Consider the following 19,044-nt stretch of genomic DNA (forward strand, 5'->3'; position numbering starts at 1 on the left):
TCGCCAGACGAGTGACTCACCGGCCGGTACACGGTTCGGTTAGCTCGCAGCCCCCGGTTCGGTCCATCCCGAGACGTACGGTTCGACGCGCGTTCGGTTCGTGCGTCGATACCCGTTCAGCCCTCCACGCCCGTCGCCTCGAAGCCGAGTTCCTCGACGCCGTCGAGGATCGCGTCCTGGTCCGCGCTCGCCTCGTAGTAGAAGACGAGGTCGAAACTCCCCTGGCGGAGGAGTTGCTGGCACTCCCAGACGAAGTCGTCGCCGTCGAGCGTCCGACCCTGGTGCTGGTTCGACGCGAAGTCGGTGTCGTCGTTGCCGGAGTAGACGTAACAGTCGGCCGGGTCGAAGTCGGCCGCCTCGGCGATGACGTCGCCGACGTCGATCGTGGCCTGCATCATCTTGACGTCTTCCTGGCCGTCGTACGGCGTGTGGACGATCGTCCCGTTCAGGTCGATCTCGCCGGGTTCGAGCAACGCCTGCGTTCGGCGGTGTAGCTCCTCGTCGATGATCCGTCCCATTGGGAGCTACCAGTCGGTCGTCCCTGATAGCGCTCACGATTCCCGTCCGAGGGGTTGCCGCTACGGAGTCGGGCGGTCGACCGCGTCGGACCACGCTCGCCCGCCCGACCGGACACCGTCGCCGCACCGATCTCCCCGCGATCAGTCTCCGTCGACGGGTTTTACACCCACGCCGACGAACCGAGCGGCATGGATTCGCGCAGGGTTGTCGGCGCCTGCCTCGTCACGATCGGCATCGTCGGCCTCCTGGGCCTGCAGTCCAGCGGATCGCTCCGCCACCCCGTCGACGCGATCGCCGAGACCGGGCCCGTCGCGTACGGCGCGATCGGGCTGGCCATCGTCTGCGTAACCGTCGGTCTCGTGGTTCTTCTAGGGTCGTTCGTCGACGCGACGTGATCTCTCCTGGCGCGCGGCGGCCCGCCGGTCCACCCGCTCCCGACGATCCGATCGTCGTCGCCAACCTGCCAAATCCGATCGGCGGCACCGACCGTCCGACGCCGCTACCGACCGAACCGTCGCGCGCGATTGCAGTACTCGAGGACGGCCCGCAGAAAGTCGCGGTTGCGAAAGTCCCGCCAGTTCACGTCGGTGAAGTACAGTTCGGAGTAGACGGACTGCCAGATCATGAAATCAGAGAGGCGTTCCGCGCCCGTCTTGATGACGAGGTCCGGCTCCTCCGTGAAGACGAGCCGCGATTCGATCGTCTCGGCGTCGATCGCGGCCGGTTCGAGCTCGCCGGCGTCGACCGCCTCCGAGAGCGTCCGCACCGCCGTCGTGAACTCGTGTTTGCCGCCGAGGCCGATCCCGATCTGGATCGGCGCCTCGGCGGGCGATCGGTCCGTCGGGCCGCGGACGGCGAGTTCGTCGGCGGTCTCGAGCGACTCCAGTTCGCGCCGCAGGGTCGGGATCGCCTCGCGGTCGAGGACGCTCACGTAGACGGTCACCCGATCGGCGACGTCCATCGCCCAGTCGAAAAACGACGTGAGCGTCTCGTAGGCCCCGCGTTCGAGGAGGTCGCGCTCCGTGATCACGAGCGCCACGTGGTCGGGACCGTCGCTCTCGTGACGGGCGATCCGGTATCGCAGGTACCGCTCGTAGACCCCCACGGGCTAGGACACTTCGTCGTCACTCCTTACCGTTTCGGTCCGTCGAGTTCGATCGAGGCGGGTCGGCGGCTCCCGTTGCGGGTGAGTTCGAGCGAAATCCAGAGCCAGAACCCCTCACACGCCCCTTCGAGACAGTCAAGAACCGTTAAGTAACCCCCACAGAAAGGGTCGGCTACTGTGACAGCGACCGTCCGACGGGCGAGCGTCGTCGCGTTCCTCAGTACGCTCGCCCTGAGCGTTCCACTGCTCGGGACGTCGGTCGGCGGTGCGATCGTCGTCGTCTGCACGCTCGTCGGGTTCGGCGTCCGACGCGGCAGGGTGTTCGACGCGCTCGCGCTTCCAGCCGACCGGGAAGACGGTCGGCTCAACTCGTTACTCTTGCTCGTCCTCGCGATCGTCGTCCTCGGCGCGCTCGCGGGCGCGAGTAGCCTGCCGTGGCCGATCGTCGTCGGCGTGATCGTGCTTCTGGGCTACGGCGACCTCGGTGAAGCCATCGTCCGACGGCGAGGCGCCGACCGCGCGGTCGCGGCCGCAGCCTTCTGCGTCGTCGGCGGAGCGGCCGCCGTCGCGGGACAGGGGATCTCGCACGCGGCCGCCGGGACCGCAATCGAGTCGATCCTGCCGACGGCGCTCTTTCTGGGAGCCAGCGGTGCGCTCTTCGCCGCGATCCTGCGCGAGCAACTGCCGCGGTACGACGACCCGCTCGTCCTCGTCGCGACCGGCGGACTCTGCTGGCTCCTCTCGCTGCTCGAACCCGTCCTCTCGGGCGCCGACCTCGCGGTATCGGTCTTCGTCGTGGTCGTCCTCGGCTACACCTCCTACCGACTGGATACCGCGTCGGTGACCGGAATGCTCGCCGGCGTCCTGCTCGGACTCGTGACGATCGTGCTCGGGGGGTGGGGCTGGTTCGCCGTCCTCATCTCGTTTTTCGCCATCGGCGGGCTCTCGACGAAGTATCGATACCAGGAGAAGGCCGCCCGCGGCGTCGCCGAAGCGAACAACGGCGCGCGCGGCAGTGCGAACGTCTTCAGCAACTCGGCGGTCGCCCTCGTCGCCGTTGTCGGCTACGCCGCCAGCCTCGTCTCGCTCGTCGAGATCGACCCCACCGTCTTCCAGTTCGCGTTCGCCGGGGCGCTCGCGACCGCCCTCGGCGACACCCTCTCGAGCGAGATCGGCGGCGTCTACGATAATCCGCGCCTGATCACGACTCTCAAACCCGTCCCGCCGGGGACCGACGGCGCCGTCACCTGGCAGGGCGAACTCGCCGGACTCGTCGGCAGCGCGACCGTCGCCGGGATCGCGACCGCGAGTTTCGGGGCCATCGGCGGCCTCGGGTCCGCCGTCGTGATCACGGCCGGCGTCGTCGGCATGACAGTCGATAGCATCCTGGGAGCGACGCTCGAAGGGACGAGACTCGGCAACCAGAGCGTCAACTTCTGTGCGACGCTGTCTGGGGCCCTCGTCGCCGCCGTCGCCATCTCCGGAATCGGACCGTTCTGAGCCGTCCGCCTCGAGACCAGGGCCTGGGACGGACTCGGCGTCCCGGACGTTGTCGGTTCACGCCGGTTCGTCCGCGACCTCGTCGGCCGCCAGGACGGAGACCGACGCCGGCCGTTTGACGAACTGGCCGAGCGAGTCCGCCACGATCGTCGAGACGCCGGTGGCCGCCGCGACGTCGAGCACCTGCTGCGTACAGATCGCGTCGAGCACGACGACGGCCGGCGCGTCCTCGAGGTCGTCGAGCGTCGGCACGGCCTCGTCCGCGGGTCGCTCCGCGATCGAGTCGCCCGCTTCGTCGAGGATCCGCACGCGGTCGGTATCGTCCCCGACGATCTCCTCGACGTGGTCGTAGACCGACGACGCCGTCGAGACCGCGTCGGTCGCCTCGCGATCGGTCGAGGACTGATCCGGTTCGACCGAGCCGTCGTCGCTCGCGCCGTCCGCCGGCGACGTCGGCGTGATTGGCTCGCGGGTCGATTCCCCCGAACTACCCGCCTCGGTGTTACCAGCCGCCGACCCGGCCCGAGCGCCGGTCCGGGCCGTCGGTTCGTCCCGGCTGGTCGCGCCCTCCCGGACGGCAGCGTCGTCGACGGTGCTTGGAGCCACCGACTCGGCTGACGGGAGCGGTTCGTCGGCCGCCACGGAGTCGACGGCCGACGGCGATTCGTCGTTCGATCCTGCGTCGTCCGGCGTCGGATCGTCGGTCGAGACGGCGTCGGCGAGCCGACTCGTGGGCGCGGGCGTGGCGCTCCCGTCGGTTGCGGCGATCGTCGATCGATCCCCAGCGCCGGACTCGGTGCTCGCCGGCTCGGACTCACCATCGACGGCGTCGGCCGAGACGACCGAGTCGATCGGCGTCTTGTTCCGTAACGCGTTGAAGACGTGGTGGTGGTCCAGTTCTTCGACCGACCGCCCCTCCGGCGGCCGAGCGACGTAGTCGACGTCGCCGACCTGGCGCAGTTCCTCGAGGATCAACGATCCCCCGCGGTCGGCGTCCAGAAACGCCGTCGTCGTTCGTTTGGTCGTCAGCATCGCGATCGCGTCCGGGACGTCGGTTCCCTCCACCGCGACGGCGTTCTTGATGCCGTAGGAGAGTAACGTCAGCACGTCCGCCCGACCCTCGACGACGATGATCGCGTCGCCGTCGGCGACGCGTGGCCCCGCCGGCAGCCCGGCGTACTCGGTGACGTCCGCGACCCGGACCCGTTCGCGGACCGCGTCCAGGATCTCCGAAGACGACATGACGCTGTCTTGGAAGCCCGTTTGGAGGAGATCCGTCGCTCGCTCGACGACCTCCCGTCGTTTCGCCGCTCGGACGTCCTCGATCTCCGCGACCTCGAACGTGGCGCGACACGGCCCGACGCGATCGATCGTCTCCAGGGCCGCTGCGAGCGTCGCCGTCTCAACCTTGTCGAGGCTGCTCGCGATCGTGACGTCGCCGGTCGACTCGCCGCCGGCGCTGCGGACCGTGACGTCGATCCGTCCGACCTTCCCGGTTCGTCGCAACTCGGGGAGGTCGAGTTCGTCGCCCAGGAGGCCCTCCGTCTGGCCGAAAATCGCGCCGACGACGTCGCTCCGCTCGACGATGCCGGCCGCGGTGACCTCCGCGTGGATCAGGTATTTTTCGGTGTCCTCCATTGGGATCTTCGCTCCGGTTTCGGAACGACGGTACTTTTCTAAAGGGAGGTGGGCGAGACTCTAATACCTGTTGACCGACGCCGCTCGCCGTCGACCGTACCCCGTGTGGCCGCCAGCCGACCCCTGTTTCGCCGCGACGGCAACTCGCCGACAGCGCGAAAGTGAGGATGAGGTCGAGGGGCCGACTGACGGTCCGATTCAGGCGTCGACCGCGGTCGGCCGGTAGGTACGCAGGTACCACCAGCCCAGGAGGGCGGTGAGTACGAGCAGGCCGCCGAGGAAGAAGAGCGAGCCCGGCGAAAAGGCCGAGAAGAGGCCGTCGACCGCCGCGTCGAGGAGTTCGACGACGCCGTCCGGCTCGGCGCCACTCGGATCGTCGACGGAGGTGTTGGCGGAATCGAGAAACTCGCCGTCACCCCCGTCTCGGGCGGCGTCCGCGGACGCGTCGGCGCCGTCAGCGGCGTCCGCCTCCTCCGTTCGTTCGCCGTCGGCGCCGTCCGTCCCGCCGCCGTCGCCACCGTCGCCGCCGCCATCCGCCGCATCGTCGGACCCGCCGCTGGCGCTATCCTCCCCGTCGGCCCCGGCGATTTCCCAGCCGCCGTCGTCACGAGGTGCGGCCCCGTCACCGGTGACTGTCACCAGTTCGCCGTCGACGCTGTCCTCGGTCGATGTGGGGGTGAACCGCTCGGCCGCCGCCTGGACGAACAGACTCGCCGCGGCGAGGACCCCGACGCCGCCGACGTATCGGGAGACAGCCTGTTTCAGCTGACTGGCGCGCGACTCGTCGCTGGTGACGATGAGCGGGCCGTTCGCCGTCGCGTAGACGCTCATCTCATTGCCGCGGGAGGAGTACCAGGTGTCGACGACCTCGACCAGACCGGCGTCCTCTAGCTTCTCCAGGTGGTAGCGAACGTTCTGGATTGACGAGTCGATCGCGTCGGCGACGTCGCTCGGCGTTCCCGGGTCCTCGTCGAGCGTCGCGTAGATTCGTCGCGCGGTCGTCGAGGAGAGCGCACCGAACACCGCGTCGGCGTCTTCGTCGTCCAGGTCGACGACGCGCGGCGTGCCGTCGGTCGAGGGCGCCTCCGAGCGAAGTGGGAACAGCCGAGCCATGCGTCACCCGGACGTTCGTCGGGTATCACCTATAGACTTTCCCAACCTAAAATATCGATTTTACCTACGGAATTCCCGGTTCTCGAACGGTGAGTCCGCACGATCCGAGGATCGCACCAGTTCGACGGTTCGACGACGATCGGCCGGAATGGACCGGCCACTACGTTTCCGATATTCAACTAAAATGCGCATTGTTCCCGCGCCAAGAGCGGATAGTGGCCACGGACGGTGGTGAAATCCGGTTCGTAACGGTTTCGGTCCGCGGGCGCGAACGATTCCGCATGAACAGGCTCGCGCCGGCTGGCGAGGGACGCTGGGAACTCCCCCGTCACGCCCACCTCGTCGTCTCCGAGCGGCTGGAGCGGGGGTTACTCACCATCTACGACTGCGCCGCGGCGCAACAACCGCCGACCGCGACGCTCCTCGGGACGCTCGAGCGCGTCGATGCCGACGCCGAGACCCGTCCGAATCCGACGGGCCGCGTCGTCAGTCTGCGAGAACCGGCGACGCTCGTGGCGACGGGCGCCGATCGATACGCGATCGAATCCGGGTGACGAACGGCTGTACGATAGTCGGGACGGCACGTCGACCGACAGGAGTGCCACGTCGACTGCGCCCGTCACGGAGCGGACCACCGGATCGTCCGCGTCGCGACTCGCCGGGTTTGAGTACCCCGTCGACGAAGGGAGGGTATGCAAACGCACGTCGTGCCGGTCGGCTTCGACTACGATCGGTTGATCGCGCCGCTCGTCCGCGATCAACGGACCGTCGATCGCGCGATCCTGCTCGAAGGCGCCGTGGGGAGCGAGGCCAACGTCGAGTACTCCCGCAACCTCGCGCGCAAGCTCGAGACGGACTTCGAGAACTTGCTCGGCGCCGAAACCGAACGGTTCGTCCTCGAGGACGTCTACGACTACGACGGCGCCTTCGCCCAGGCCTACGACCTCATCACGGCCGAGCTCGACGCGGGAAACGAGGTCTGGGTCAACGTCGCGGCGATGCCGCGGACGGTGAGTTTCGCCTTCGCGAACGCCGCCCACTCGCTGATGGTCGAACGCGAGGACGAGCGCGACCAGATTCACGCCTACTACACGGCCCCGGAGAAGTACCTCGAGACCGAACTCGCCGAAGAGTTGCGCGCCCAGCGCGAGTTGCTCGCGACGCTGCTGAACGCTAACGAGGACGGCACGGTGCGAATCGATCCCGAGCGCATCGAGAGCCGCCTCGAGAGCGCCCGCGATCTCCTCGCGGAGTTCGACGAACGCGGCACCACCATCGGGGCGAAGGAGATCGACGGCTCGCACGTGGTCGAGCTGCCGGTCGCGACGTTCTCGAACGTCAAGCCGTTCGAGGAGCTCATCCTCTTCAAGCTCGGCGAGGACGGCGAGTTCGAGTCGGTCTCGGAGCTCGCGGGGGCGCTCGCGGACGAACTCAACGAGGAGTACACCGACAGCTTCCGCTCGAAGGTCATCTACACCGTCGATCGACTCGGCCCCGGCGGGAAGGGCCTCATCGAGCGCGACGAGCGCGGCAAGTCCCACCGGACGCGCCTGTCGACGATCGGCGAACTCTGGGTGCGAACGCACGCGGATAGAGAGATCGACTGAGCGCGGCGCGACCGGTATCGAGCCGCAGCCGAACGGGCCGCCCACCCAGCCTTTTCACGGCGTCGCTGGAACTGAGCGCATGCGCGTCCTGGTCGTCCTCGGGCACCCCCGGACCGACAGCCTCTGCGGGGATCTGGCTCGCTCGTACCGCGACGGCGTCCGCGCGGCCGGCCACGACGTCGAGACGCTCTTCCTCGCCGACCTCGAGTTCGACCCGCACGTGCGGCGGGAACGGCCGGCCGACCAGCCGCTGGAACCCGACCTGACGGAGGCCGCGTCGCTGATCCGGTGGGCCGATCACCTCGCGTTCGTCTACCCCAACTGGTGGGGGACGATGCCGGCCCTGCTGAAGGGCTTTTTCGATCGCGTGTTCCGCTCTGGATTCGCCTTCGATTTTTACGAAGAGGGCGAGGGCGCGGGCCATCGCGAACTCCTCGACGGGAGAACGGCGGACCTGCTCGTGACGATGGACGTCCCGCCGTGGGTGTTTCGGTTGATCCAGCGCGAACCGGGAACCAACGCGGTCGAGCGGGCCACGCTCGGATTTGCGGGCGTCCGGACGACGGAGACGGCCTACTTCGGCTCCGTCGAGCGTTCGTCGGTCGAGGAGCGCCGGGCGTGGCTGGATCGCGCCGAACGGCTGGGTCGTCGCCTCGAAACGGGTCCCGACTCGCGAGTCGACCGGGTCAAACGAGCCGTCGGGACGGCCATCGGCGCGCTCCGCCTGCAATTCTACCCGATGGCCTGGATCGCGTACGCGATCGGTGCGCTGGCGGCCGCGGAATCGACGTCCGTCCTCGCCTCGAACCCGTTCTGGCTCGGCTTCGGATTCATCTTCTTCCTCGAGGTCGCGACCGTGCTGAGCAACGAGTACGCCGATTACGAGACCGATCGCCGGAACACCTTCGCCGGCCCGTTCACCGGCGGCTCTCGCGTCCTGGTCGAGGATCGGCTGGATTTTCGAACCGTGGGAATCGGGGCCGTCGGCGCCGGGCTGGCCGCAGCCGCGTTCGGTCTCGCCACACCCCTCCTGGGCCCAGGTCCGCCACCGGCGGTCACCGCCATCGCGGGCGGGCTAGCCGTACTGGCGCTGGGATATACCCTCCCGCCGCTCGAGCTGTCCTACCGGACGCTCGGCGAACTCACCGTCGCCGTCACGCACGGTCCCGGCGTGCTCCTCCTCGGATACGTCGGCCTCGGCGGGTCCGTTCAGGATCCGCTTCCATGGCTCCTGGGGCTTCCACTCCTGCTATCGATTCTGCCCTCGATAACGCTGGCCGGGATCCCCGACAGGGCCGCCGATCGGGCCGCGGGCAAAACCACGATCGCCGTCAGATTCGGGTTCGACGGGGCCGCTATCGTCGCGTTCGCGACGACGATTCTGGCCGCAATTGCCGCCCTCTCCGCGTTCGGAGGCACCGGTCTCTCGGTACCCGTACCCCTGCTCGTCGGCGTGGTAGGGCACGCCGCCCTCCTTACGCGGGTCGTTCACCGACGGGTCCGCGGCCTGGAGTGTCCGCGACGCATCGACGGGGCGATGATCGCGGCGCTCGCCTATATCGGCTGGTTCGAAGCCTTCGCGCTGCTGGCGGTCCTGTGAATATCGCGCCAGGGCGACACAAACTCGGCCCATTACTCGGCGCGGAACCGCGTCAGGAGCCGTTCGCGAACGACCAGCAGGCTCGGCAACACGAGCAAACAGGACAGGAAGGCGAGGATGATCGCCAGCCCCGTCACGATCCCGAAGCGACGAAGGGGCGGCGCAAGCGCGAGCGCCAGGACGCCGAACCCGGCGGCCGTCGTCGCCGCGCTGCCAAGCAGCGCACCGCCCGTCCCCGTTACGGTCGCCATCAAGGCGTTCTCGACGTCGACCGGTGCCGCCCCGCCGTTCGCCGCTCGCTTCGTCGAGGTTCCTGCGGATCCTCGCTTCTCGCGGCTCCCGTTGGTCGCCGCTCGGTTTGCCGAGGTTTCGGTGAAACCTCGCTTCTCGCGGCTCCCGTTGGTCGCCGCTCGGTTTGCCGAGGTTTCGGTGAAACCTCGCTTCTCACTCACGAACCGTTCTCCCAGGTGGATGCTGTAGTCGACCCCCAGCCCGATCGCCAGGCTCGTGATGACGGCCGTCTCGCTGTTGAACGGCAGCTCCAGCAGCGCCATCATGCCGATGAGGCAGGCGAGCGCGATCACGACCGGTGCCATCGTGATCGGGCCGAGCGAGGGCGCGCCGTGGCGGAGCCAGTACAGCGCCGTCAGGAAGACGAGGATGACGACCAGGGTTACGGCCAGCGCCTGGACGAGCGTCTCCAGGAGCGCGTCCTGGACGACCGCGGTCTGAACGGGGCCCCCGGTCGGCGTCGCCCGCACGTCCGCCCCGGCTTCGATCTCGTCGGCGAGGGCCTCCACGTCCGCCGCGACGTCCTGCGCGCTCGCGTCGCCGCGGACGCTCACGACGAGGCGGAGCGACTCGTACTCGCCGTCGGTGCGCTCGATCACCGTTCCGGCCCGCTCGGCGTCGGCCCCGTACAGGGCGTCGTACAGTCCTGCGATGTCCTCGTCCGGCACGGCGTCGCCGGTCGTCTCGCGTTCGTCGAGCGCGACGGCCACGTCGTCGTTCGCGGCCGCGAGATCGCGGGCGACCGAGAGCGGTCCCTCGACGGCGGCGGTTCCGTCCGGCGCCGCGTCGATCGTCTCCCACTCGCCACCGGCGGTTCTCGCGCCCTCGATCGCCGGAAGGACTTCGGGGTCGGTCACACCCCCATCGCCGCCATCCGGTCGTATCAGAATCTCCGCCTGCGACCCCTCGCCGCCCGCCCGGAAGTTCTCGCCGAGGTACGTCGCGTCGTCGGCGATCGTGTACGTTCCCGCAGCCAGCGGGCCGGGGAGGGACTTGGCCCAGTCGGGTGCATCGCGAGGGAGGAAGTCGGTCCGGTTGAACTCCGTGTCGATGGTCGTGGCGCCGTAGGCGCCGACCGACGCGAGGACGACCGTCACGATCACGACCGCGATCGGCGCCCGTCGGGCGAGGGCGACGCCGGCAGCGAGGGCCCGGTTCACGGGCCCTGGCGTCGTCCCGAACGCGGCCTTGGCCCGGTTGCGCTCGAATCGATTCTCGAGGATGCCGTCGACCTCGGCCTTCAGCGCCGGGATCAACACGCCGAACGCGACGAGCGCGGCGAAGATGCCGCCGGCCGAGAGGATCGCGAAGTCGCGGATCGCCGGGAGCGGGCTGACCACGTTCGAGAGGAACCCGACGCCGGTCGAAAACGTCGCCGCCGCGAGCGCGAGGATCACGCCGCCGAGCCCGACCGCCATTCCGGTCCTGATTCCGACACCCTCGCCGCCCGCGTGCGTGTCCGCGTCACCCTCGTCGTCGACTGACTTCGAATCGCCTGCGCGGGCTTCGCGATAGCGCATCACCACGTGCAGCGAGTAGTCGATCGAGAGCCCGATCAGGAGGAACGGAACGGCGATCAGCAACTGGCTCGAGGGGATCGCGAGCCACCCCATCAGGCCCGCCAACCAGGCCATTACGACCGCGATGCCGGCGATCCCGAGGAGGACGTCGACGACGTCGCGGTACGTCACGCCGAGGATGAACAGGACCAGCACAAATGCGACGGGCGTGATGATCGCGAAACTGTCGCCGACCGCGTTCGAGGAGGCCTCGTCACTGATCCCCTGCCCGAAGACGAAGCCGTCGTCGAATCGCTCGTCGAACAGCGATTCGAGTTCGACCTGCGCCTCGGAGACGGTCCGCGGTTCCGCATCTTCCCCCGCAGCATCTTCCTGAAACACGAGGGTGAGTCGCGATTCCGCGTCGGTGGTCCCCGGCTCGTAGTCGCTCGGCAGGAACGCGGTGGGGTCGGTTCCGGCAGGGGTGCCCTCGGAGTCGGGACCCGATTCTCCGCTCAGTACGTCCGTCAGGAGCGCTTCGACCTCGTCGGCGGGACGGGATTCGAGCGCATCGATCTGTTCGTCGAGCGTCGGTCGGCCGGTCTCCGGCGGTCCGTCACTCTCCGCGGCGCGGTCCTCGAAGACCGCGGCGGTCGCGACGACGTTCTCGATGCCCTGGAACCCGGGTTCGGCCAGCGTCCCGTCGATCGATGCCGTGGACCGGGCGTCGGCCTGCAAGTACAGCCCGTCGAGCAGCGAGTCCTTCGTGAGGACGTCGCCACCATCGTCGCGGACGACGATCTGGGCGACGATCCGGTCGTCCGTCTCGTAGCGGTCCTCGACGTAGTCTCCGGCCCGCGTCTCGGGCGCGTCGACGTCGAACTCGCCGATGCCGGCGCTTCCGGCGTCCCCGACGGCAGCGCCGGCCGCGACGACGGCCGTGAGTACCACCGCGGCGACGACGACCGCGCGGCTGTGACCGACGAGCCACGCGGCGTAGCGGTCGGCCAGATCGGTCACGCTCGCGCCACCCCCGTTTCCCTTCCCTCGAACTGGGCCCCTCGGCTCCCGGTCATCGTCGGATTTCCTCCCCGCACATTCATAGAGGTTCGGTTACAACCGACTACGTATAATCGATATACGATTATGAATACGGACACCGACCGGGATCGGGGATTGTTGAGCCCCGCCGACCGGGCCTATCTGCTCGGCGAGCGCGAGATGAGCCACGACCAGTCCCGCCGAAACGCCGAGGCGCGGATCCGCTCTCGAATTCGGGACGGCATCATCGACTTCGACCTCCTCCTGCACACGCTGGCGAAGAAAGATCGCGAACAGGTCTTCGCCGACGTGCACACCGACGACGAACTCCTGGACGGCCTCCGGGCGATGATCGCGTTCGCCTACGTCGGCGCGCGCGAACAGGGCCTTCCGTTCGAGGAGGTGCTGGGTCCGGCCGTGCGGAGCTCCGAGGAGGCCATCGCAGCCAAGCGAGACGGCGCAACCGTCTCCGTCGACGTCACGTTCGACGTCGAGACGACCGAAGCGGAGCCGATCGACGGCGTCGCCGCTCGCCTCGAGGCCGGCGACCCCGTCACCCCGCGGGAACTCTTCTCGCTCGTGATGCAGGGCGATCACGACCCGGCTCGTCACGACGAGATCGTGCTCGTCAGCCCGGACGGCGTGGACGCGAGTCCATCCCCCGTCGACGACGAGTTCCTCGAGCGCCTGGCGACGTACTTGGAGGGCGAGTTGATTCGCGAAACGGAGACGAGAGCCGTCATCCGACCGGGGTAGCACGTGACCGTTCCGACGGTGTGTCGATACGTTCTGCGGCAGGCGTACCCTGGGACTTACCACGTCGGTCGTTCCACCTGGGGACGTGAGCGACGCCCCCATCGACGACTTCGACCACGAATCGCACGTGCGCCGGGCGATCGACCTCGCTCGCGAGGCCGCCGACCGCGGCGACGAACCGTTCGGGAGCGTGCTCGTTCGCGACGATTCGGTCGTCACGTCCGCGTCGAACCGCGTGGTCACGGCGGACGACATCCGCCGTCACCCGGAACTCGATCTCGCGACGCGTGCCTGTCGAGAGTTCGAGCCGGACGAGCGCGCGGAGACTGTGATGTACACGAGCACGGAACCGTGTCCGATGTGCGCCGGCGGCATGGCCACGGCCGGGTTCGACCGCGTCGTCTACAGCGTCGGCGGCGACGAGCTGGCGGCGATGACCGGCGGAACGGAGCCGTCCGTTCGATCGGCCGACATCCTCGACGGCGTCACGTCGGTCGTCGGTCCGGTCCTGAACGACGAGGGGCGAGCGGTCCACGAGGACTACGGCTGGTCGGATCCGAGCGGACGACGGCAGGATTCCGCTTAGCGAAATCGACGACCGGGGCGCTGGCGCGAAAGTTTGAAGCCGAACGGCCGCCCACGTGTTCGATATGCCATCGCCCGTCGCGGCCACGCGCCGCTCCGACGGTCCGCTGGGCGCCGTTTTCGTAGGGGCGTCCTAGCCCCGCACAGCCATCGTTTCGACGGATGTATTGACCCCGGCAGGAATTTGCGAGTAACGACCAGTCTCAGCAATGATCACACCAACGCTATCGCAGCGATCACGGACGTATCGACGACGCCCGCTTCGGGCGGTGAGAGAATGAGCGGCGATGCCGAGCGCCAGCGAGGCATCGACGAAGCGAGCGGTGAAACCGCGAGCAACGAGGCCGACCAGCGGGAAGCCTCGGACAGAGCGAACGGAGAGCGGCGGCGATCCGCGACCGGTGCCGCGGAAACCGACGAGACGGCCGCCGGGGACGAGACCGAGTCGACTGACCGGACGCCGTCCATGGAGGGAACCTACGAACCGGACGACATCGAATCCCACTGGCAGCGCCGGTGGGTCGAGACGGACACGTACGCCTACGAGGGCGACCCGGAGCAGGACCCGAACACCGTCTATTCCATCGACACGCCACCGCCGACGGTCTCGGGAAGCCTCCACATGGGCCACCTCTACGGCCACACGCTGCAGGACTTCGCGGCCCGCTTCCAGCGGATGGCCGACGGCGACGTCCTCTTCCCGTTCGGCTACGACGACAACGGTATCGCGAGCGAGCGCCTGACGGAGGACGAACTCGACATCCGCCACCAGGACTACGAGCGCCAGGAGTTCCAGGATCTCTGCCGCGAAGTCTGTCGGGAGTACGAGGCCGAGTTCACCGAGAAGATGCAGGGCCTGGGCTGCTCGATCGACTGGAATCGAACCTACAAGACGATCGAGCCGCGGGTCCAGCGCATCTCGCAGCTGTCATTTCTCGATCTCTACGAGAAGGGGCGGGAGTACCGCAAGAAGGCGCCCGCGATCTGGTGTCCCGAGTGCGAGACGGCGATCTCGCAGGTCGAGGTCGAGGACGACGAGCGCGGCTCGCACTTCAACGACATCGCGTTCGGTATTACCAGCGACGGCACCGACCGCGAGGAGTTCGTCATCTCCACGACCCGGCCGGAACTGCTCCCGGCCTGCGTCGCCGTCTTCGTCCACCCCGACGATGACGAGAATCAGGATCTCGTCGGCGAGACGGCCCGGGTCCCCATCTTCGGTCACGAGGTCCCGATCATCGAAGACGACCGCGTCGACGTGGAGAAGGGCAGCGGGATCGTCATGTGCTGTACGTTCGGCGACCAGAACGACATCGAGTGGTACCAGGCCCACGACCTCCCGCTGCGCGTCGCCATCGACGAGACCGCGACGATGACCGACCTCGCCGGGGAGTACGAGGGCCTCTCGACCGAGGAGGCCCGCGAGGCAATCGTCGAGGACCTGGAGGACGAGGGCTACCTGCGAGACCGCTGGGAGATCACCCACGCAGTCGGGGTCCACGAGCGCTGTGACACGCCCGTCGAGTTCCGCGTCTCCAAGCAGTGGTACGTCGAGATCCTCGACCACAAGGAGGAGTACCTGGAAGCGGGCCGGGAGATGGACTGGTACCCCGAGAAGATGTTCACCCGCTACAAGCACTGGATCGAGGGGCTGGAGTGGGACTGGCTCATCTCCCGCCAGCGCGACTCGGGGATTCCATTCCCGGTCTGGTACTGCGCGGACTGCGACGAACCGGTCGTGGCCGACAAGGCGGACCTGCCGGTCGATCCGCTCTCGGACGACCCGCCGGTCGATAGCTGTCCCGCGTGCGGCCACGAGGCGTTCGAACCCGAGGCCGACGTCTTCGACACGTGGGCGACCTCGTCGCTGACGCCGCTGATCAACGCCGGCTGGGACTGGGACGGCGAGGTCGCAAGTAGCGCGGAACGCAGTTCCGCGGACCGTTCGAGCGGGCACGGCCCGCGAGAAGACGAAGTGAGCGACCTCGGAGCGGAGAGCGGGGAGCGTCAGCGACCCGCGAACGGCGAGGGCGCTCGCGCCCTGGAAACGGTGAGCGGGGAGCGTCAACGACCCGCGAACGGCGAGGACGCCGGTGACGGTGGCGAAGGTGGGTTCACCATGGACCACCCGGAGCTGTACCCGTTCGACCTCCGCCCGCAGGGCCACGACATCATCTCGTTCTGGCTGTTCCACACGGTCATCAAGTGCTACGAGCACACCGGCGAGGTGCCCTTCGACGCGACGCTGATCAACGGCCACGTTCTGGACGAGAACCGCGAGAAGATGTCCAAATCGCGGGGGAACATCGTCGCGCCCGACGAGGTCGTCGCGGAGTACCCCGTCGACGCCATCCGGTTCTGGGCGGCCAGCGCCGCGGTCGGCGACGACTTCCCGTACCAGGAGCAGGATCTGCGCGCCGGCGAGAAGCTCCTGCGCAAGCTCTGGAACGCCTCGAAACTCGTCGACAGCCTCGCGCCCGTCGATCCCGACGAGCCCGACGAGCTCGCGGCGATCGACCGCTGGCTGCTGGCGGAACTCGACGACGCGGTCGCCGACCTCACCGCGCACTTCGAGGCCCACGAGTACGCGAAGGCCCGCGACCGCCTGCGGACGTTCTTCTGGAACACCTTCTGCGACGACTACCTCGAGATCGCGAAGGAGCGATCCGACGACCCCTCGACCGCCTACGCGCTCCGGACCGCCCACCGCACCTTCCTCGAACTCTGGGCGCCGATCCTGCCCCACGTCACCGAGGAGATCTGGCAGGCCAGTTACGCCGCTGAGGGCGCCGATATCGACGCGTCGAGCATCCACCGCCGCGAGTGGCCCGAGCCGCGGGGCTACGACGCCGACCTCGCGGCCGGCGAGACCGCGATGGCCGTCATCTCGGCGCTGCGGCGCTACAAGAGCGAGCGCCAGCTCCCGCTGAACAGCGACCTCGATCGCGTCGCCGTCTACGGCGACGTCGACGGGTTCGAAGACGCCATCGCGAACGTCATGCACGTCGCGGACCTCGAGAGCCTCGAATCCGAACCGGAGATCACCACGGCGATCGACTCGATCGACCTCGACTACGCGACGGTCGGGCCCGAGTACGGCTCGAAAGTCGGCGAGATCGACGCCGCAATCGACGCCGGCGAGTACGACCTGACCGACGACGGCTCGCTCGCCGTCGCCGGCGAGACCCTCGATAGCGACCTGTTCGAGGTCGAACGCGAGCGGACGTACGACGGTTCCGGCACGATGGTCGAGACCGACGACGCGATCGTCATCGTCGAGACCCGAGGACCGACGTAGGGCGAGTTGGCCGCGCGTCGCTCGGGTCGAAGACGGTCCACGCCGCGACGGTTCCCCGGCGAGTGGGGCCGCGATCGAAGGTTCGACCGACGTGGCACCACCGCTCGGCCGATCGGTGAACGCGTGAAAATCCTCGTTCGGTGGGCCGACGGCTCGATGACAGCAATAATTATAAGCGAAGACGACGTGTTGACGAACGTGCTCGACCGACGTCGGCCGGCGAGTTGCGTCGGGTGAACGCGGGGAGGCGAGTACGTCGAAACCGATTCACCGACATGATCCGAGGTAGCTCATCACGGGACGTCCGGCGAACCGACGGGGAACCCACCATCGAGACCGTCTTCGAACTCCTCGCCAACCGACAGCGGCGCTACGCACTCCACTGTCTGAGCGGGAGCCGAGGGCCACTTTCGGTGACCGACCTCGCCAGGCGAATCGAGCGGCGCGACCCGCGCGACTCGGCGTCGAGTCGGATGGAACGCAAAACGGCGCTCAGACACTGTCACCTCCCGAAACTCCGCGCGGCGAACGTCGTCGACTACGACCCGGACACCGGACAGGTGCGCCCCCGGTCGGAACTCACGAGGCTCGAACCGTTCCTCGAACTCGCCCGCGCCGAAGAGTGAGAGCGCCGTCCCGGGGAGGCGGGCGAGCAGTCCCTCGTCAGGCAGGCTGGGATTACCCGGCCCGGCCGTCGCGCTCGCACGAGACGGCCCGGATCGACAGCGCCAGGAAGAGCGCCAGGAGCGTGAAGGCCGTCGCGCCGGCGCCGGCGACCCCGAGCGCGTCCGCGCCGAGGAACAGCTGCGTGTCGCGGGCCGTCGGGAGCAACGTGTGGTGGGGCGTCCCGCCGACGACGGGAACGAAGAAATCGACCAGCAGGTCGAGGCCGTACCAGACCGTCGCGACGCCGACCGCCCACACCGGAAAGTCAGAGATGCGGTGGAGGACCAGCGCCTGGACGACCATCGCCAGGTGGCTCACGAAGAGGAAGGCGTACATCGCCGGGTGGATCCCCTGCGCGGCGTACTGTTCTGAAAACGCGAGCAACGTGTAGGGCGTCCAGAGCCCCAGGATGATGTTTCCGAAGAACGCCATCGCCGTGAGCCAGGGGCGTTCGCGGCCGAGTTTCCACGATGCGATGGCGAGCGCGATCAACAGCGTCGCGAGCGGGCTGTCGGGGACGAACGGCCACATGGCCGTCGGCGTGACGGTGAACTGATAGCGGTAGTACCAGAACCCGAAGGCCGTCCCGGCGAGGTTGATCGCGACGACGAGCCAGGCGTATCGCAGGCCGAGATCTTCGAGGCGCCGCGGCACGGGCGCGAGCCAGCGTGGAAGCGCGCGCCGGCGCGGCAGTTCCGCGGAGCGAGCCATCGTGCGAGGCCTCTCGGTGTATCCGCAAAGAGGTAGCGATCCGGGAGCGTCCGGGATGGGTCCCGGATCCGAAAGCTCGAGCTCGCCCGGAGACGGGACGGTGGTCGGCACCGATGCGGGGCGATTTGACGGAATGGACACGCGTAAGTGGAGCCGTTGCGTAGGCCTCAGCATGGCCGACTCTACCGATCTCGAGGAGCTTCGACGGGGGACCGACCTCGTCAAGCGCGGCTTCGCTCGCATGCAGAAGGGCGGCGTCATCATGGACGTCGTCGATCCCGAACAGGCCCGCATCGCGGAAGAGGCCGGCGCCGTCGCGGTGATGGCCCTGGAGGCCGTCCCCGCGGACATCAGAAAGCGCGGCGGCGTCGCCAGGATGGCCGACCCCGGCGACGTCGCGGAGATCGTCGAATCGGTGTCGATCCCCGTGATGGGCAAGGCCCGGATCGGACACACGAAGGAAGCCCAGATCCTGGAGGCCGTCGGCGTGGACATGATCGACGAGTCCGAGGTGCTCACCCCCGCCGACGACGCCTTCCACATCGAGAAGCGCGAGTTCACGGCGCCGTTCGTCTGCGGCGCGCGCGACCTCGGCGAGGCGCTGCGCCGGATCGACGAGGGTGCGGCGATGATCCGCACGAAGGGCGAGGCCGGCACCGGCGACGTCAACCAGGCCGTCCACCACCAGCGCACGATCAAGGGCGCCATCCGCGAACTCGAGGGGATGACCCGCGAGGAGCGCGAGGCCTACGCCCGCGAGATCGAGGCGCCCGCCGACCTCGTCCACGAGACCGCCGAGATGGGGCGGCTCCCGGTCGTCAACTTCGCGGCCGGCGGCATCGCGACGCCGGCCGACGCGGCGCTCATGATGCACCACGAGTGCGACGGCATCTTCGTCGGCAGCGGCATCTTCGGCGCGGAGAACCCGCCCGAAATGGCCGAGGCGATCGTCCAGGCGACGACCAACTGGGACGACCCCGAGACGCTGGCCGAGATTTCGAAGGACCTCGGCAAGGGGATGAAAGGCGACGCGAACGTCGACCTGCCCGAGGAGGAGAAGCTACAGGGACGCGGCGTCTAGAAACGCCACTCGATTTTCGAACCGGAGCAAGGAC

The 19,044-nt window shown here is 68.3% G+C and carries 16 protein-coding genes; 10 read left to right on the top strand and 6 right to left on the bottom strand.

All coding sequences use genetic code 11. From position 1 onward, the window contains the following. Positions 1 to 116 precede the first annotated feature (116 nt). The gene (locus tag MXA07_RS14005) at positions 117 to 518 is read right to left on the bottom strand and encodes a DUF5778 family protein (protein ID WP_247729212.1); all 402 of its coding nucleotides are present in this window, start codon (positions 516 to 518) and stop codon (positions 117 to 119) included. 189 nt (positions 519 to 707) lie between these two features. Here MXA07_RS14005 and MXA07_RS14010 point away from each other — a divergent pair, with 189 nt between their 5' ends. After that, entirely contained in the window at positions 708 to 914 is a 207-nt protein-coding gene (locus tag MXA07_RS14010) for a hypothetical protein (RefSeq protein WP_247729213.1), read from the top strand. Between the two features lie 104 nt (positions 915 to 1,018). Here MXA07_RS14010 and MXA07_RS14015 read toward each other — a convergent pair whose 3' ends face one another. Next, positions 1,019 to 1,624, bottom strand: a complete 606-nt coding sequence (locus MXA07_RS14015) for an undecaprenyl diphosphate synthase family protein (RefSeq protein ID WP_247729214.1) — start codon at positions 1,622 to 1,624, stop codon at positions 1,019 to 1,021. 177 nt (positions 1,625 to 1,801) lie between these two features. Between MXA07_RS14015 and MXA07_RS14020 the strand changes: the two genes are divergently transcribed. Beyond that, a complete protein-coding gene (locus tag MXA07_RS14020) occupies positions 1,802 to 3,124 on the top strand; it encodes a DUF92 domain-containing protein (RefSeq protein ID WP_247729215.1) in 1,323 nt (440 codons plus the stop codon). Between the two features lie 57 nt (positions 3,125 to 3,181). Here the strand turns inward: MXA07_RS14020 and dnaG are convergent, their stop codons facing one another. Continuing rightward, on the bottom strand, positions 3,182 to 4,762 hold the full coding sequence (gene dnaG / locus MXA07_RS14025; protein ID WP_247729216.1) for a DNA primase DnaG: 1,581 nt from the start codon (positions 4,760 to 4,762) through the stop codon (positions 3,182 to 3,184). A 198-nt stretch (positions 4,763 to 4,960) separates the two neighbouring features. Beyond that, positions 4,961 to 5,875, bottom strand: coding sequence for an ArsR/SmtB family transcription factor (locus tag MXA07_RS14030; protein ID WP_247729217.1), 915 nt, complete (start codon positions 5,873 to 5,875; stop codon positions 4,961 to 4,963). A 281-nt stretch (positions 5,876 to 6,156) separates the two neighbouring features. Between MXA07_RS14030 and MXA07_RS14035 the strand changes: the two genes are divergently transcribed. The 3 genes from MXA07_RS14035 to MXA07_RS14045 all read left to right on the top strand — a co-directional run bounded on the left by MXA07_RS14035 (position 6,157) and on the right by MXA07_RS14045 (position 9,082). Continuing rightward, positions 6,157 to 6,429, top strand: coding sequence for a hypothetical protein (locus tag MXA07_RS14035; RefSeq protein ID WP_247729218.1), 273 nt, complete (start codon positions 6,157 to 6,159; stop codon positions 6,427 to 6,429). 138 nt (positions 6,430 to 6,567) lie between these two features. Then, complete coding sequence (locus tag MXA07_RS14040; RefSeq protein WP_247729219.1) at positions 6,568 to 7,482, top strand: HFX_2341 family transcriptional regulator; 915 nt, start codon at positions 6,568 to 6,570, stop codon at positions 7,480 to 7,482. 79 nt (positions 7,483 to 7,561) lie between these two features. After that, positions 7,562 to 9,082: an NAD(P)H-dependent oxidoreductase gene (locus tag MXA07_RS14045; protein ID WP_247729220.1), complete on the top strand. Its 1,521-nt coding sequence runs from the start codon at positions 7,562 to 7,564 to the stop codon at positions 9,080 to 9,082. Between the two features lie 32 nt (positions 9,083 to 9,114). Here the strand turns inward: MXA07_RS14045 and MXA07_RS14050 are convergent, their stop codons facing one another. Further along, positions 9,115 to 11,892, bottom strand: a complete 2,778-nt coding sequence (locus MXA07_RS14050) for an efflux RND transporter permease subunit (protein ID WP_247729221.1) — start codon at positions 11,890 to 11,892, stop codon at positions 9,115 to 9,117. A 126-nt stretch (positions 11,893 to 12,018) separates the two neighbouring features. Here MXA07_RS14050 and MXA07_RS14055 point away from each other — a divergent pair, with 126 nt between their 5' ends. From MXA07_RS14055 to MXA07_RS14070, 4 genes are all read left to right on the top strand, one after another. Further along, positions 12,019 to 12,669, top strand: coding sequence for a DUF8102 family protein (locus MXA07_RS14055; protein ID WP_247729222.1), 651 nt, complete (start codon positions 12,019 to 12,021; stop codon positions 12,667 to 12,669). Positions 12,670 to 12,754: 85 nt separating this feature from the next. Continuing rightward, positions 12,755 to 13,255, top strand: a complete 501-nt coding sequence (locus tag MXA07_RS14060; RefSeq protein ID WP_247729223.1) for a nucleoside deaminase — start codon at positions 12,755 to 12,757, stop codon at positions 13,253 to 13,255. A 465-nt stretch (positions 13,256 to 13,720) separates the two neighbouring features. After that, on the top strand, positions 13,721 to 16,552 hold the full coding sequence (locus MXA07_RS14065; protein ID WP_247731761.1) for a valine--tRNA ligase: 2,832 nt from the start codon (positions 13,721 to 13,723) through the stop codon (positions 16,550 to 16,552). 275 nt (positions 16,553 to 16,827) lie between these two features. Beyond that, positions 16,828 to 17,178 carry a DUF7344 domain-containing protein gene (locus MXA07_RS14070; protein WP_247729224.1) on the top strand — a complete coding sequence of 117 codons (351 nt, stop codon included), beginning with the start codon at positions 16,828 to 16,830 and terminating at the stop codon, positions 17,176 to 17,178. A gap of 52 nt (positions 17,179 to 17,230) precedes the next feature. Here MXA07_RS14070 and MXA07_RS14075 read toward each other — a convergent pair whose 3' ends face one another. Further along, positions 17,231 to 17,929, bottom strand: coding sequence for a DUF1405 domain-containing protein (locus MXA07_RS14075; RefSeq protein WP_247729225.1), 699 nt, complete (start codon positions 17,927 to 17,929; stop codon positions 17,231 to 17,233). Positions 17,930 to 18,101: 172 nt separating this feature from the next. Between MXA07_RS14075 and pdxS the strand changes: the two genes are divergently transcribed. Then, positions 18,102 to 19,010 (top strand): pyridoxal 5'-phosphate synthase lyase subunit PdxS, encoded by a 909-nt coding sequence (pdxS, locus tag MXA07_RS14080; protein ID WP_247729226.1) that lies wholly within the window; start codon positions 18,102 to 18,104, stop codon positions 19,008 to 19,010. The last annotated feature ends 34 nt before the right edge of the window (positions 19,011 to 19,044 follow it).

This window comes from Halovivax limisalsi, from assembly GCF_023093535.1.
GTDB classification, from domain to species: Archaea; Halobacteriota; Halobacteria; order Halobacteriales; family Natrialbaceae; genus Halovivax; species Halovivax limisalsi.